Source organism: Oceanobacillus polygoni, from assembly GCF_008304605.1.
GTDB classification, from domain to species: domain Bacteria; phylum Bacillota; class Bacilli; order Bacillales; family Amphibacillaceae; genus Oceanobacillus; species Oceanobacillus polygoni.
In genome coordinates this window covers 400,432-412,792 of record NZ_PIJY01000026.1, presented here as the reverse complement: position 1 = coordinate 412,792, position 12,361 = coordinate 400,432, and the positions used below count along the sequence as shown (strand labels likewise).

Genomic DNA, 12,361 nt, shown 5'->3' with positions numbered 1-12,361 from the left:
ACTTGAAAATGAAATTATTTTTATTATTAGGAGCGATTAATGGCTTTATAGCAGTTGCGCTAGGTGCATTTGGTGCGCATGGCTTAGAGGGAAAGTTGTCAGAAAAGGCGATTGCGACATGGGAAAAAGCAGTTGATTATCAAATGTTCCATACGATGGCTCTGTTTGTTACTGGTTTGCTTTTAGCAAAATTCCCAAATGTTAGCTCCCTTGCCGCTGCGGGATGGCTATTCCTGATTGGAATTATTTTATTTTCTGGAAGCTTGTACATTTATTCCACAACATCCATTAAGACGTTTGCAATGATAACGCCAATTGGTGGAGTTGCATTTTTAATTGGTTGGGTTTTGATTGGAATTGCAGTGATGCGAAACCTATAGCTGGAATAGTAAGTAGGTGGTAAAGAGAAAGAGAATAATTCCACGCATTACTTGTTTTCCTGCTTCAACTGAGTGACGTGTCTGCAATAGAATCATCGCATCACAAAGAATGCTCAGCACGATAAAATAGAAGGCTAGAAACAGGATAATAAAATAACCGAGAACAAGTGCTGCAAGACCGAATAATAGAGCAAGAAACAATGAAATTAATTCAATCTGGATGAATTTTCGATATGGATGTCTCATTAGAATCATCGCCTCACTTCGTTAACAACTTCGTTAAGCAAATGGAATAAAGGATGACCCGATGGAGGTGGAGTCATCCTTTTTCTACTTGCTTTGGAACTAAAAAATGGTGTGAACTTCATTTCACTCAACATGAATGAGAATAGATTTGCTCATCGCAACGTTCAAAATGAACAGTGCTATACACATTACCTTTAACTACAGTCTTCAGTAGTAATTCACAGGAAGTTAGCGTGGCGAATAGCCGGCCATCTGCTGTCCTCCACCAAATGGATAATCATAATTAATCTCTTCGTCAAATGTTACATAATCTAAATAAATCATAAGTAGAAGAAACCGTTCGCCTGTTTCTGGATCACTTATAATAATGTGATCTCTTCCTGCCGCTTCGATAACACCAGTAAATATTTTTGCATTCCATTCGGTGTTGTTTTCAAATGTCATGTAAAAGTTTGCTAGCTTTCCTCTGTTCAATCGCAAAATATTTTCAATGTATGATTGCTGCAGTGGTAGCATGCCAGGTACATCTGTCCCAGGTGCCTGCTGTGTTTGTTGAGGTTGCTGGCTGGGCTGTTGTGTTTGCTGGAATTGCCTCGTGTTGTAAACTGGGTAATATGCCGGGGAAGTAGGTGGGTAATAATAGTATGGATAGCCTGGCATCTGGTATTGGTTTGCATACTGTGGTTGACTGCTATTCTCCTTTTCGCTCATAAAAAAACCTCCTGTTAATGAATTACTTTTTGTTTCACTTGACTCTCTCGTTATGATAGGAAGAGTAATAGATCTCAGATTTTATTTACTAAACCAACCACAATGTTCACGAATGGTCGATACGCTCGGTTTAGTTCCAGTTACTTATTATCTGTAGACCCGTGGACAATCTTCCTGTGTTGGAGCATAAAAACAATGTGATTTGAATCTGCCGACGTTCCATTGATCGTACCATTGTGCTGGGCAATCTCCTGCCGGCATAAAAAACCATAGAGAATTCGTTGCAGGGTGCTGCCGTTCACCCTGGATAATACGGCGTGCTAGTCGCTTATCGGATTCTCTCGCCCGCTGATAGAAATATCCTTTCTGTGTTGCTTCAAAGCCGCCCGGACTTTGATAAACCATGTCATCAATATTTCGTAACTGGGTAAAATCAAGACAATTGGAAATAACTCGATTAATTCCGGTATTACCAACCATTAGCATCCCCAGCTCGCCATCTCCCTCAGCTTCGGCACGCATCAATCTTGCAAGCAGTGCTATATCATTATCTGTATGGGCAACAAGAGCCATAGGCTTATACCTCACTTCTGTCTAATCTTGATGCTGAACTCACTACATATATCTATGCCAAACGATGAAGGAACATGACAATAAAAATAGGCATTCGCTTCAAAACACATCACGAGAGGATTTTCCTATCGTTCAGTCTTCTAAAAACGAATGCCAGCTTGTAGTAATGTTGTTGTCCATAGTGATGTGATGGATAAAAAACTCAATCATGCAATTGTACATTGCATGATTGAGCTTGAAAAATTATAATCGGTTTTGATTACAGTGCAAAATACGCGTCTACATCTTCTGCTGGTAAATAATTACCGACAACGAAATCCCCGAATTCAGCGTATTTTGTTGTTACTTCATCAAAGCGCATTTCATAAACAATTTTTTTGAATTGCAGTGGGTCGTGCGCAAATAAAGTAACACCCCATTCCCAGTTATCCAAACCAATCGAACCGGTAATGATTTCTTTTACTTTACCTGCATATTTGCGCCCAGTCATACCATGATCATAGAGTAGTCTTGTACGCTCTTCTTTATCGATAGTAAACCAGTTTGCCTCTTCCCAGCGACGACGGCCCATTGGATAGAAACATGCATGCTCCCATTTGGGGAGGATTGGATACAAGCGTGCTTCAACCTGTGGTGATAATTTACGATCCTTTCCTTCGTTCATTGGGTTATGCATCGTCATCTCAACAATGGAAACATAAGAATAATCAGGAATGAGATAATCCCCAAGCTTCGATTTGTTGATTTCGCGTTTAATTTCCTCTAATTCTTCCATTGTAGGACGAAGGAAAATAAACATTAAGTCGGCTTTGTTTCCGACAACTTTATAAAGGGATTGGCTGCCAAGCTTTGCTTCTTCCACCGTATCCCATTTTTTCATTAATTCTTTAAATTCCTTTACTGCTGCGTTTCTTTCTTCTTCTGATGTTAGTTTCCATGAAGCCCAATCAAATGTGCGGGTATCATGTACAACGGACCATCCATCCATGGTTACTACTGCTTCAGCCATGTTCATTCACTCCTTACAGTTGATAAAAGAAAATTGTTCTTCTATGTTTTTACTATAGCACATTAAGGGTACTCTAATCATATGAAAGGGGTAACAAAGTCGATACTTTTTTCATTTTGTCGAATCTTTGTCATAGATTGTTGAAAAACAAGGCTATACCCTTTAAAAATAAGGAAAAATCAGCTATGATTTAAGGTGCACAAATTATTGTGATGGAGGTTTTTTTATGGGATCATTATTTGATCAGCTCACAGCAAAGGTATCGAATGCAAACAAAAAAATTGTTTTTCCAGAAGGTCTTGATGAACGAATTCTAACCGCGGCAAGCCAACTAAGTGCTGCAGGTGTTGTCGTTCCAGTTTTGATTGGCAATCAAGAAAGTATTGAAAAAAAAGCGGCAGAACATGGCATTGACATTGCTTCCTGTATGATTCTTGATCCACAAGAGTATGAGGAATTCGATGCGATGGTCGAAGCTTTCGTAGAGCGTCGTAAAGGAAAGGCTACAGAAGAGGATGCTCGTAAAATTCTTCTCGATGAAAACTATTTCGGAACGATGCTCGTTTATATGAATAAAGCAGATGGGCTTGTAAGTGGAGCAGCACATTCGACTGCTGACACAGTACGTCCAGCATTGCAAATTATTAAAACAAAAGAAGGCATAAAGAAAACATCAGGCGTATTCATTATGGTACGTGGCGATGAAAAATATGTTTTTGCAGATTGTGCTATTAATATTACTCCAGACAGCCAAGATTTAGCTGAAATCGCAGTGGAAAGTGCACAAACGGCTCGACTGTTCGATGTTGATCCACGAGTAGCAATGCTTAGCTTTTCAACAAAAGGTTCTGCAAAGTCACCGGAGACAGAAAGAGTTGTCGAAGCGCTTGAAATTGCGAAAGAAAAAGATGCATCACTCGTTATTGATGGGGAATTTCAATTTGATGCAGCGTTTGTTCCAAGTGTTGCAGCGAAAAAAGCTCCAGACTCCGTTATAAAAGGGGATGCCAATGTATTTGTTTTCCCTAGCTTGGAAGCAGGAAACATTGGCTACAAAATCGCCCAGCGCCTTGGTGGTTTTGAAGCGGTAGGTCCAGTCCTTCAAGGATTAAATCGACCTGTAAACGATCTTTCTCGCGGTTGTAGCGCAGATGACGTTTATAAGTTAGCGATTATTACAGCGGCACAAGCGACTGAATAAACACCATAGAAGAACCAGATTAAAAACAACTCCACGGGATTCATTTCTCTGCGGAGTTGTTTTTTTCTAATCGTTGGGTTTCTGCAACAGTTTCATTACGTTTGATCATTTGGATGTATCTTTTTTCAAATGTATCGAGCTCTGTATTAGAAAAAGGTGTCGTCACAATTTCTTCGCATATATCCTGTAATGCAGCGTACACTCTTTTTTTCATATCTTCCACGGTTAAATGGACTCCAAGTAATTCAGAGAGTGATCCCATTACATCCGGTTCAACTGTTGGATAAACGAATTTTGTTTCTGTTTCCTTTTTAGCAAGCGCATAGAAGTCACGAATAACAGCCGCCCTTTCCTTGCTGTTACCCTCCACATCAAGGTAAATTTGCACCGCCGCACCGTCCTTTACGCGCCGCTGTGAAATTCCTGCGAATTTTTTCCCATCGATACTTAAATCAAAGTCACCAGGGCAATAGGAACCAACGATTTCATATGCTTTGATATCGGTTGTTAAATCGCGCAGCATATATTCAATTAGACGAACCATTGCCTCGTAGCAGTCGTAAATTGAAAGCTCACCAACGCCAGGAATGACTAGGGATATATTCAGCACGCCACCATCCAGTGCAACTGCAAGTCCACCAGAGTTTCGAACGACAACATGGTAGCCTTGTTCAGCTAAAAAAGGAATGCCCTCTTCCAGAAAAGGGAGTCTCGCATCTGGGATGCCAAGCACAATTGTTTTTTCGTGAACCCAAAGTCGTATGGCAGATGGTGAAGTTCGATTGCTTACGGATATAGCTAGTGCGTCATCAACAGCGAACGAAGTAAGTGCAGTATATTTCTTTTCCTGAAATGTTTTTTCTTGGGAGTGGTCGATATATCGTAACGTCGATTGACCGATAATTTCTTTCCAATTTTTCATAAAAATCTCCTTACCCTTTTAAGCTTTGCCTTCTTATTATATAATAAACTAAATGAAGTTGTATTAAAATCGTAGAAAAAGAACGGATGGGGAATGAATGGCATATAAAGATGAACAATTGTCGGAGGAAAAGGTATTTAAAGATCCAGTTCACCGGTATGTCCATGTGCGAGATCGTGTTATTTGGGATCTGATTGCAGCTCCAGAGTTCCAGCGCTTACGCCGGATTAAACAGCTTGGGACAACAAATCTGACGTTTCATGGAGCAGAGCATAGTCGGTTTAATCACTCACTAGGAGTGTACGAAATTGTCCGCCGAATTATTAATAATTTTCAGGACAGGCCCCATTGGAATAAAGACGAGCGGCTTTTATGCCTTTGTGCGGCTCTATTGCATGATCTTGGGCACGGACCTTTTTCACATTCCTTTGAAAAAGTATTTAAATTGGATCATGAGTATTTTACCCAGCAAATTGTTCTGGGAGATACAAAAATAAATGAAATATTAGAGCGTGTAGATAAAGGATTTGCACAAAAGGTTGCGGACGTTATTGCCAAAACCTATGAGGATAAATTAGTTGTCAGTTTAATTTCCAGCCAGATTGACGCTGATCGCATGGATTATTTACAGCGCGATGCTTACTTTACTGGGGTGAGCTATGGTCACTTTGATATGGAGCGGATTTTACGAGTGATGCGACCAATTGAGGATCAAGTTGTCATTAAATCAACTGGAATGCATGCGGTTGAGGATTATATTATGAGTCGTTATCAAATGTATTGGCAAGTTTATTTTCATCCGGTTACAAGAAGTGCCGAAGTAATCTTGACCAAAATCCTTCATCGGGCAAAACATTTGTATGAAACGGAGGATTTCACCTTTAAACTACAGCCGACGCATTTTGTTTCCTTTTTTAAAGGGGAAGTGAATCTTGCCGATTATTTAAAGCTGGATGAGATGGTTGTCCATTATTATTTCCAGCTTTGGCAAGAAGAGGATGACGAAATCCTACGTGATTTATGTGAGCGATTTATGAACCGACGCTTATTCAAATATGTTGAATTTAATCCCAATCTGCAAATGAATGAATGGATGGAGCTGTATAAGCTGTTTCAGGAAGCAGAAATTGATCCGGAATATTATTTAGTTGTTGATTCGTCATCTGATTTACCGTATGACTTTTATCGACCGGGGGAGGAAGAGGAGCGGTTGCCAATCCATCTATTAATGCCAGATGGCAGCTTGAAGGAACTCTCGAGACATTCCGATATCGTTGAATCCATTTCAGGTAAAAAACGGACAGATCATAAACTATATTTCCCAAAAGATCGGTTGAATGAATTGAAGGATCAGGCACTACGTGCGCGCATTATGGAAATTCTTTACGGGCAAGGAGAGAAAGTAGATGTTGAATAATCATGCCAAATTAATCCGTTTCTTTTCAGAAGCAAATGGAGTAACGGGGCGGAAAAAGTTGCAAAAAATGATCTATATTTTGCAGAAATGCGATATCCCTTTTGAAGAAAAATATCAATTCCACTTTTATGGACCATACTCAGAGGAGTTAACGTTACGCGTAGAAGAGCTTTGTAATCTTGGATTTTTACAGGAAGAAAAAGAGGATAAAAGCAATTATTATCAATATAATTATAATATAACACCTGCTGGAACAGAGTTTCTGAATCAATTTTCAATGGAAATGCCGGATATGGCTACAAAAGTGGCAATGCTAAAGGAGAAGAGCTCACGTTTTCTAGAGCTTGTCTCCACTATGTTTTATTTCGATGATTTGCCGCTTCGGGAGAATATTGAAAAAATCCACATGGTCAAGCCAAAGCAAAAGTATAGTGATGAAGAAATTCAGGAAGCGATACGTTTTATGGAAGAAATGAAGCAGGAAGGCAAATAACCTCTCAAACAGGATTGCCTTATGCTACAATAGCAACTAGTAATAATGGAGGAGGATCATTTATGAGCTCAGATCAATCTTCGAATAAAAAGAAGAATAGCTTTACGATTATTAAGGATGATTCCACAGATGGCCATGGCGGCTATGGCGTTGGTGCAATCAGTTTGGAAAACATGTCATCCGTGATTGTCGATCCAAATGAAAATAAAGCATACGTAGACATGGGAGCGATGCATGCACGTAGTGAAGTAGAACGCCGAGTGAAGTGGCTACCTGATAGAAATGAAGTGCCAAACGGCAAGCTATATTGGATCGTTTGGGTAAACGTGGCACGCGGAGAAAATGGTCCTTACTATTCCGGTGTAACAGGCTGTGAAATCCGTGTTGATCGCGAAATAAGACGTGCCTACAAATCAATGGGCCAGCATGTCAAACATATGGAAAAATCGCTTAAAGGGCATATCATCGTTGATCATATGGATGAGCACTCGAAAAATCTGTTAAGAGATTTCCTTATCGATTTTAACAGTGACATGTGGGAGAACAGTACAGACGAATTAAAAGAATCACTTCCACTGTAATAGAGAATTTGACAATTTTGTGTCTGAATCGTGAATCATTTGTTAAATCATTGTACTTTGTGACAATAATTTGTAAACTATTGGTACATGGACTAACTCATGTTTACTAGGACAATAAAACAGCCAGCCTTCAGGTGAAAACGGACTCACCTTGAAAGTTGGCTGTTTTATTGCCTTCTACTGATAACGCTCGTAAAGCACTCGTCTATAGCACCATTTCTGAAAATAAAGCACCATCCTACGCCGTTAAGACACCATTTCCAAAAATAAAGCACGATTCCACGCCATTATGGCACCATTTACAAAAATAAAGCACCATTCCACGCTCCTATGACACCATTTCTGAAAATAAAGCACGATCCCACGCCGTTATAGCACCATTTCCGAAAATAAAGCACCATTCCGCACATCTAACACTTATAAATCATTAATTAAACAGATCAAACCAGCGCTCGAAAAAGCCCTTGTCATCTTCATTTACACCTTCTTCTTCAACCGGATGTTCGGAGCAATAATTTCTCGGCTCCGTACCTTTTTCAAAGTACATAATTCTACTTGCGTCACAGTTAGGCGTCGCACGTGCGCCGGTTTCGGGATCAATCGGGATGCCAACAACACCAGATGGCATAGCAAAAACATCCTGTGCCATCCCTTCATGAGCATACTCCATAAAGCCTGCCCACATCTCTTTTGCATAGGCTGACTCAGCAACGAGCTCCATATTTCGGTTATCATCGTAACCTACCCATATACCTGTTACAAGGGAAGGGCTATAGCCAATCATCCAGCTATCCGAATCGGTTGTTCCAGATTTCCCGGCGTATAGGCGACTAAGCTCTTTTGCAATTGTCGCACCCGTTACAGAGGTATAGCCATTCATTTCAACATCAAACATCCCTGTCATGAGATGTGTTAAAATAAATGCTTTTTTCGAATCAAGTACTTGTTCTGATATATCCTCATGCTCGTAAACTACTTTACCATTCCGATCCGTAATTTTCTCTACCGTATACCCGGAAATTGACCGTCCCCCGTTTGCTAGCATTCCGTAAGCGCTCGTCATTTCCTTAACAGAAACAGAAGCTGTACCCAATGCCAATGCAGGAACAGCTGGAAAATCCCCACGAAGGCCAAATTCTCTAGCTGTCTCAATTAATGTTTCAGGACCAAGATACATATTTGTTTTGACAGCATAGACGTTATCGGACAAAGCAAGTGCTTGGGCCAGTGTTATCGGCTTATTTGCATAATAACCGTTAAAATTACTCGGTTGATAGCTATTCCCATCACCTAATGCAAAAGAAGTTGGTTTGCTCATTAATTTCGTGCTTGGTGTATAGCCATATTGCAATGCAGCGTAATATAAAATAGGTTTAAAGGTTGAGCCCGACATTCGCTTGGAACTCATTGCCCGATTATAAGCGCTTTCTGCATAATCCTTTCCGCCAATCAAGGAGAGAATTGCGCCACTAGCAGGATCCATTGCAATAGCTGCCGTCTCCACTTCACTAGAAGGATTAATTGTTGCACGTACTTGTTCTTCCAGATTTTGCTGGTATTCCCGGTTTAATGTTGTGTATATACGAAACCCGCCGGCACGAACTTCATCTGCACTTAAATCTAATAATAAAGCAGCTTCCTGTAAAACTGTATCTTGAAAATGGGGTGCTGTTTCTACAGGCTCTGGTGTAATCGAATAATTCAGCTCTTCTTCAATAGCCTCAACATATGCTGCCTCAGAAATATACTTCTCATCCAGTAGATGTTTCAAGATTTGCTGCTGGCGCCGATTTGCATTCTCTTCATTGTTTAAAGGAGAGTAGTAAGTCGGCCCCTTTGGAATTCCAACGAGCATAGTTGCTTCAGCTAAAGATAATGCTTTCGCTTCTTTATCAAAGAAATAATGGCTTGCCGCCTCAATTCCATATGCTCCATGCCCATAATAAATCGTATTTAAATAGCCCTCGAGAATCTCCTCCTTGGAATAAAACATTTCCAGACGTATGGTATAGAATGCTTCCGTTAGCTTTCGTGTCCATGTTTTTTCAGGGGATAAATAAAGGTTGCGCGCATATTGCTGGGAAATGGTGCTCGCGCCTTCTTTTAACGAGCTATTACGGATATTTTTCATAATAGCACCAGCAATTCGTTTCAAATCAAACCCTTGATGTTCAAAAAAATGCTGGTCCTCCGTTTGTAATGTAGCATCAATAATCGCAGGAGATATCTCATCTAAGCTAATCCAGTGTTTTGTAAGGCCACCGTGTTGTTCACTAATCACTTCTTCCTCGCGATCATAAATAATGGTCGCTTGATCATTTGCCAGTTTGGGCGGACCTAAAAGGAAGGCCGCTAAATAAATTGCAGCAATTGTAAAGACACCTATAGAAATTAGTGTAAGTATGATTTTATAGAGAAATTTTTTCGGGAAAAATCGCATGCTCGTAATCTCCAATGTAAAAGCTTTGTTCTCACCATTATGGGAAAAGAGACATGGAAATAAACTTGGCACAGAAAAAATGTAGCTTTCTTGCAATGATAAGGAAGCGTAATTGCATCTTTTTATTGCTTATCACACTATTTTATCGCTATAATAGGGACATTATATGAATCAAGAGGCGATAGTATGGATGCACCCCAAAAAAGGTTAACTATTACATTGGAAACAACCATTAATGATGATGGACAACTGGAGCGTACGAAGCAGAGCCACCAGGGAGATTTTTTTCAGAAAAACAATATGGATGTATTGATTTTTGAAGAAACCTTGGAAGATGGTTCTACGATTAAAAACTTGCTTACCATCCATCCACACAAGGTTAGTATCAATCGTTCTGGGGCAGTTAAAATGAATCAAAAATTTCAGGCTGACCAGATAACGGAGAATATATATCACCATCCCCATGGTAAAATACATATGGAAACATATACCGAAGTCATTGTGTATAAAAAAGCGAGCAATGGAACAGAAGGTACATTGACGATACATTATACGGTAAAATTAAATGGGCAGGATAAACGAAAACATACATTGAAATTGGCATATCAAGAGGAGGAAAATCAATGAACGTTTTGGAACAAACAGAAAGTACATTGAAGCAGGAAATCGCTGCAGCTGTTATACAAGCAAAGCTAGCGACAGAAGAAGAGCTTCCTGCAATTATATTGGAAAAACCAAAGGATAAGGCACATGGTGATTTTGCCTCAAATATTGCGATGCAACTGGCACGAATCGCTAAAAAAGCACCGCGTCAAATTGCTGATGATATTGTAGCAACTCTAGATCAGTCAAAAGCGTCGATTGACAAGGTCGAAATTGCTGGACCTGGATTTATTAATTTCTTTATGAAAAATGATTTTCTTGGCGAAATCATTCCAACGATTTTAGAAGCTGGAGAAGATTATGGGAAAACAAATACTGGAAATGGCGAACGTGTACAGGTTGAATTCGTTTCGGTAAATCCAACAGGGGACTTGCATTTAGGACATGCCCGTAATGCGGCATTTGGGGATGTGCTTTGTAATGTACTTACTGCTTCAGGGTATAAAGTGGAGCGCGAATATTATATCAATGATGCAGGAAATCAAATTGATAATCTTGGATATTCCGTGGAAGCACGTTATTTGCAAGAGCTTGGTGAACAAGTTGATATGCCAGAAGATGGCTACCATGGACAAGCAATCATTGAGATTGCAAAGAAGCTTGTTGCTGAATATGGCAATGAATTTGCTTCTAAGGATAAAGCAGAGCGACTCGCTTTCTTTAAAGAATATGGATTGAAAGCATCCCTTGAAAATATTGAAAAAGACTTAAAAGCGTTCCGTGTTGAATTTGATAATTGGTTCTCAGAGCGTTCCCTTTATCAGGATAATAAAATTCCTGTTGCGCTTGATAAGCTTGAGGAAGGGAATTACACGTATGAAAAAGATGGTGCGATGTGGTTCCGCACAACAGATTTCGGTGATGATAAGGACCGTGTTCTTATTAAGCAAGACGGTAGCTATACGTACTTAACACCGGATATCGCTTATCACAAGGACAAGCTCGATCGCGGATTTGATTCCATTATTAACGTATGGGGAGCCGACCATCATGGATACATTCCAAGAATGCGCGCAGCAATTCAAGCACTCGGCTATCCGGTTGAGAAATTCGATGTAAAAATCATTCAAATGGTAAACCTATTTGAAGACGGCGAAAAAGTTAAAATGAGTAAGCGAACAGGAAAAGCTGTTTCATTGAGAGAGTTAATGGAAGAGGTTGGCATTGACGCAGTTCGCTATTACTTCGTTACCCGTTCTAATGATTCGCAGCTTGATTTTGATATGGATTTAGCACGTTCCCAGTCCAATGACAACCCAATTTTCTACGTTCAATACGCACATGCCCGTATTTGCACGATGCTAGAACAAGCGAAAAATAAAGGCTTTGCAGTAGATGGGGACATTGATGTAACCTTACTAACAGCAGAAAAGGAAGTAGATCTACTGAAAAAATTAGGTCAACTCCCACAAGTTGTTGCAGATGCTGCTGAAAAACATACACCACATAAAGTTACACAGTTTGTTTTTGATTTATCCTCCGCACTGCACAGCTTTTACAATGCTGAGAAAGTATTAGATGCGGATCATAAAGAAAGAACACAGGCACGAATTGCTCTTATGAAAGCTGTTCGTATTACACTTGCAAATGCAATGACACTGATTGGCGTATCGGCGCCGGAGAAAATGTAAATGATTCTCTTAAGGTGCTAACAATAAAGACACACGTTATTTCACATTCAAAATAGCGTGTGTCTTTTAATGTTTGATCCCAAGTGTTAAATAA

Annotated in this window: 13 protein-coding genes; 7 read left to right on the top strand and 6 right to left on the bottom strand. The window is 39.9% G+C overall.

Features of this window, described 5'->3' with window-relative positions:
* The first annotated feature begins 8 nt into the window (after positions 1-8).
* A complete protein-coding gene (locus F1560_RS13725; RefSeq protein WP_149475196.1) occupies positions 9-380 on the top strand; it encodes a DUF423 domain-containing protein in 372 nt (123 codons plus the stop codon).
* Here F1560_RS13725 and F1560_RS13720 read toward each other — a convergent pair.
* The 4 genes from F1560_RS13720 to hemQ form a co-directional block, all read right to left on the bottom strand.
* Entirely contained in the window at positions 375-626 is a 252-nt protein-coding gene (locus F1560_RS13720) for a hypothetical protein (RefSeq protein ID WP_149475195.1), read from the bottom strand. The genes F1560_RS13725 and F1560_RS13720 overlap by 6 nt on opposite strands.
* 228 nt (positions 627-854) lie before the next feature.
* Positions 855-1,337, bottom strand: coding sequence for a spore coat protein GerQ (gerQ, locus tag F1560_RS13715; RefSeq protein ID WP_149475194.1), 483 nt, complete (start codon positions 1,335-1,337; stop codon positions 855-857).
* Between the two features lie 147 nt (positions 1,338-1,484).
* On the bottom strand, positions 1,485-1,910 hold the full coding sequence (locus tag F1560_RS13710) for a cell wall hydrolase (RefSeq protein ID WP_149475339.1): 426 nt from the start codon (positions 1,908-1,910) through the stop codon (positions 1,485-1,487).
* A 259-nt stretch (positions 1,911-2,169) separates the two neighbouring features.
* Positions 2,170-2,919 (bottom strand): hydrogen peroxide-dependent heme synthase, encoded by a 750-nt coding sequence (hemQ, locus tag F1560_RS13705; RefSeq protein ID WP_149475193.1) that lies wholly within the window; start codon positions 2,917-2,919, stop codon positions 2,170-2,172.
* A gap of 226 nt (positions 2,920-3,145) precedes the next feature.
* Between hemQ and pta the strand changes: the two genes are divergently transcribed.
* Entirely contained in the window at positions 3,146-4,120 is a 975-nt protein-coding gene (gene pta / locus F1560_RS13700) for a phosphate acetyltransferase (RefSeq protein ID WP_149475192.1), read from the top strand.
* Between the two features lie 40 nt (positions 4,121-4,160).
* Here the strand turns inward: pta and F1560_RS13695 are convergent, their stop codons facing one another.
* The gene (locus F1560_RS13695) at positions 4,161-5,042 is read right to left on the bottom strand and encodes a lipoate--protein ligase family protein (RefSeq protein WP_149475191.1); all 882 of its coding nucleotides are present in this window, start codon (positions 5,040-5,042) and stop codon (positions 4,161-4,163) included.
* Between the two features lie 97 nt (positions 5,043-5,139).
* On the opposite strand from F1560_RS13695, the gene F1560_RS13690 reads away from it, so the two are divergent.
* From F1560_RS13690 to F1560_RS13680, 3 genes are all read left to right on the top strand, one after another.
* Complete coding sequence (locus tag F1560_RS13690) at positions 5,140-6,459, top strand: HD domain-containing protein (RefSeq protein ID WP_149475190.1); 1,320 nt, start codon at positions 5,140-5,142, stop codon at positions 6,457-6,459.
* Entirely contained in the window at positions 6,449-6,952 is a 504-nt protein-coding gene (locus F1560_RS13685; RefSeq protein WP_149475189.1) for a YwgA family protein, read from the top strand. Before F1560_RS13690 ends, F1560_RS13685 begins: the two co-directional genes overlap by 11 nt.
* Positions 6,953-7,014: 62 nt before the next feature.
* A complete protein-coding gene (locus F1560_RS13680; RefSeq protein WP_149475188.1) occupies positions 7,015-7,533 on the top strand; it encodes a YwhD family protein in 519 nt (172 codons plus the stop codon).
* Positions 7,534-7,960: 427 nt separating this feature from the next.
* Here the strand turns inward: F1560_RS13680 and F1560_RS13675 are convergent, their stop codons facing one another.
* Entirely contained in the window at positions 7,961-9,973 is a 2,013-nt protein-coding gene (locus F1560_RS13675; RefSeq protein ID WP_149475187.1) for a transglycosylase domain-containing protein, read from the bottom strand.
* 186 nt (positions 9,974-10,159) lie between these two features.
* On the opposite strand from F1560_RS13675, the gene F1560_RS13670 reads away from it, so the two are divergent.
* Together F1560_RS13670 and argS are read left to right on the top strand one after the other, a co-directional pair.
* The gene (locus F1560_RS13670; RefSeq protein ID WP_149475186.1) at positions 10,160-10,600 is read left to right on the top strand and encodes a YwiB family protein; all 441 of its coding nucleotides are present in this window, start codon (positions 10,160-10,162) and stop codon (positions 10,598-10,600) included.
* The gene (argS, locus tag F1560_RS13665; protein WP_149475185.1) at positions 10,597-12,267 is read left to right on the top strand and encodes an arginine--tRNA ligase; all 1,671 of its coding nucleotides are present in this window, start codon (positions 10,597-10,599) and stop codon (positions 12,265-12,267) included. Before F1560_RS13670 ends, argS begins: the two co-directional genes overlap by 4 nt.
* The last annotated feature ends 94 nt before the right edge of the window (positions 12,268-12,361 follow it).

What these genes read in the sequence shown, in the direction of transcription:
- F1560_RS13725 (WP_149475196.1), top strand. Translation starts at nt 9, where the DNA reads ATGAAATTATTTTTATTATTAGGAGCGATTAATGGCTTTATAGCAGTT.
- F1560_RS13720 (WP_149475195.1), bottom strand. Translation starts at nt 626, where the DNA reads ATGAGACATCCATATCGAAAATTCATCCAGATTGAATTAATTTCATTG.
- gerQ (WP_149475194.1), bottom strand. Translation starts at nt 1,337, where the DNA reads ATGAGCGAAAAGGAGAATAGCAGTCAACCACAGTATGCAAACCAATAC.
- F1560_RS13710 (WP_149475339.1), bottom strand. Translation starts at nt 1,910, where the DNA reads ATGGCTCTTGTTGCCCATACAGATAATGATATAGCACTGCTTGCAAGA.
- hemQ (WP_149475193.1), bottom strand. Translation starts at nt 2,919, where the DNA reads ATGGCTGAAGCAGTAGTAACCATGGATGGATGGTCCGTTGTACATGAT.
- pta (WP_149475192.1), top strand. Translation starts at nt 3,146, where the DNA reads ATGGGATCATTATTTGATCAGCTCACAGCAAAGGTATCGAATGCAAAC.
- F1560_RS13695 (WP_149475191.1), bottom strand. Translation starts at nt 5,042, where the DNA reads ATGAAAAATTGGAAAGAAATTATCGGTCAATCGACGTTACGATATATC.
- F1560_RS13690 (WP_149475190.1), top strand. Translation starts at nt 5,140, where the DNA reads ATGGCATATAAAGATGAACAATTGTCGGAGGAAAAGGTATTTAAAGAT.
- F1560_RS13685 (WP_149475189.1), top strand. Translation starts at nt 6,449, where the DNA reads ATGTTGAATAATCATGCCAAATTAATCCGTTTCTTTTCAGAAGCAAAT.
- F1560_RS13680 (WP_149475188.1), top strand. Translation starts at nt 7,015, where the DNA reads ATGAGCTCAGATCAATCTTCGAATAAAAAGAAGAATAGCTTTACGATT.
- F1560_RS13675 (WP_149475187.1), bottom strand. Translation starts at nt 9,973, where the DNA reads ATGCGATTTTTCCCGAAAAAATTTCTCTATAAAATCATACTTACACTA.
- F1560_RS13670 (WP_149475186.1), top strand. Translation starts at nt 10,160, where the DNA reads ATGGATGCACCCCAAAAAAGGTTAACTATTACATTGGAAACAACCATT.
- argS (WP_149475185.1), top strand. Translation starts at nt 10,597, where the DNA reads ATGAACGTTTTGGAACAAACAGAAAGTACATTGAAGCAGGAAATCGCT.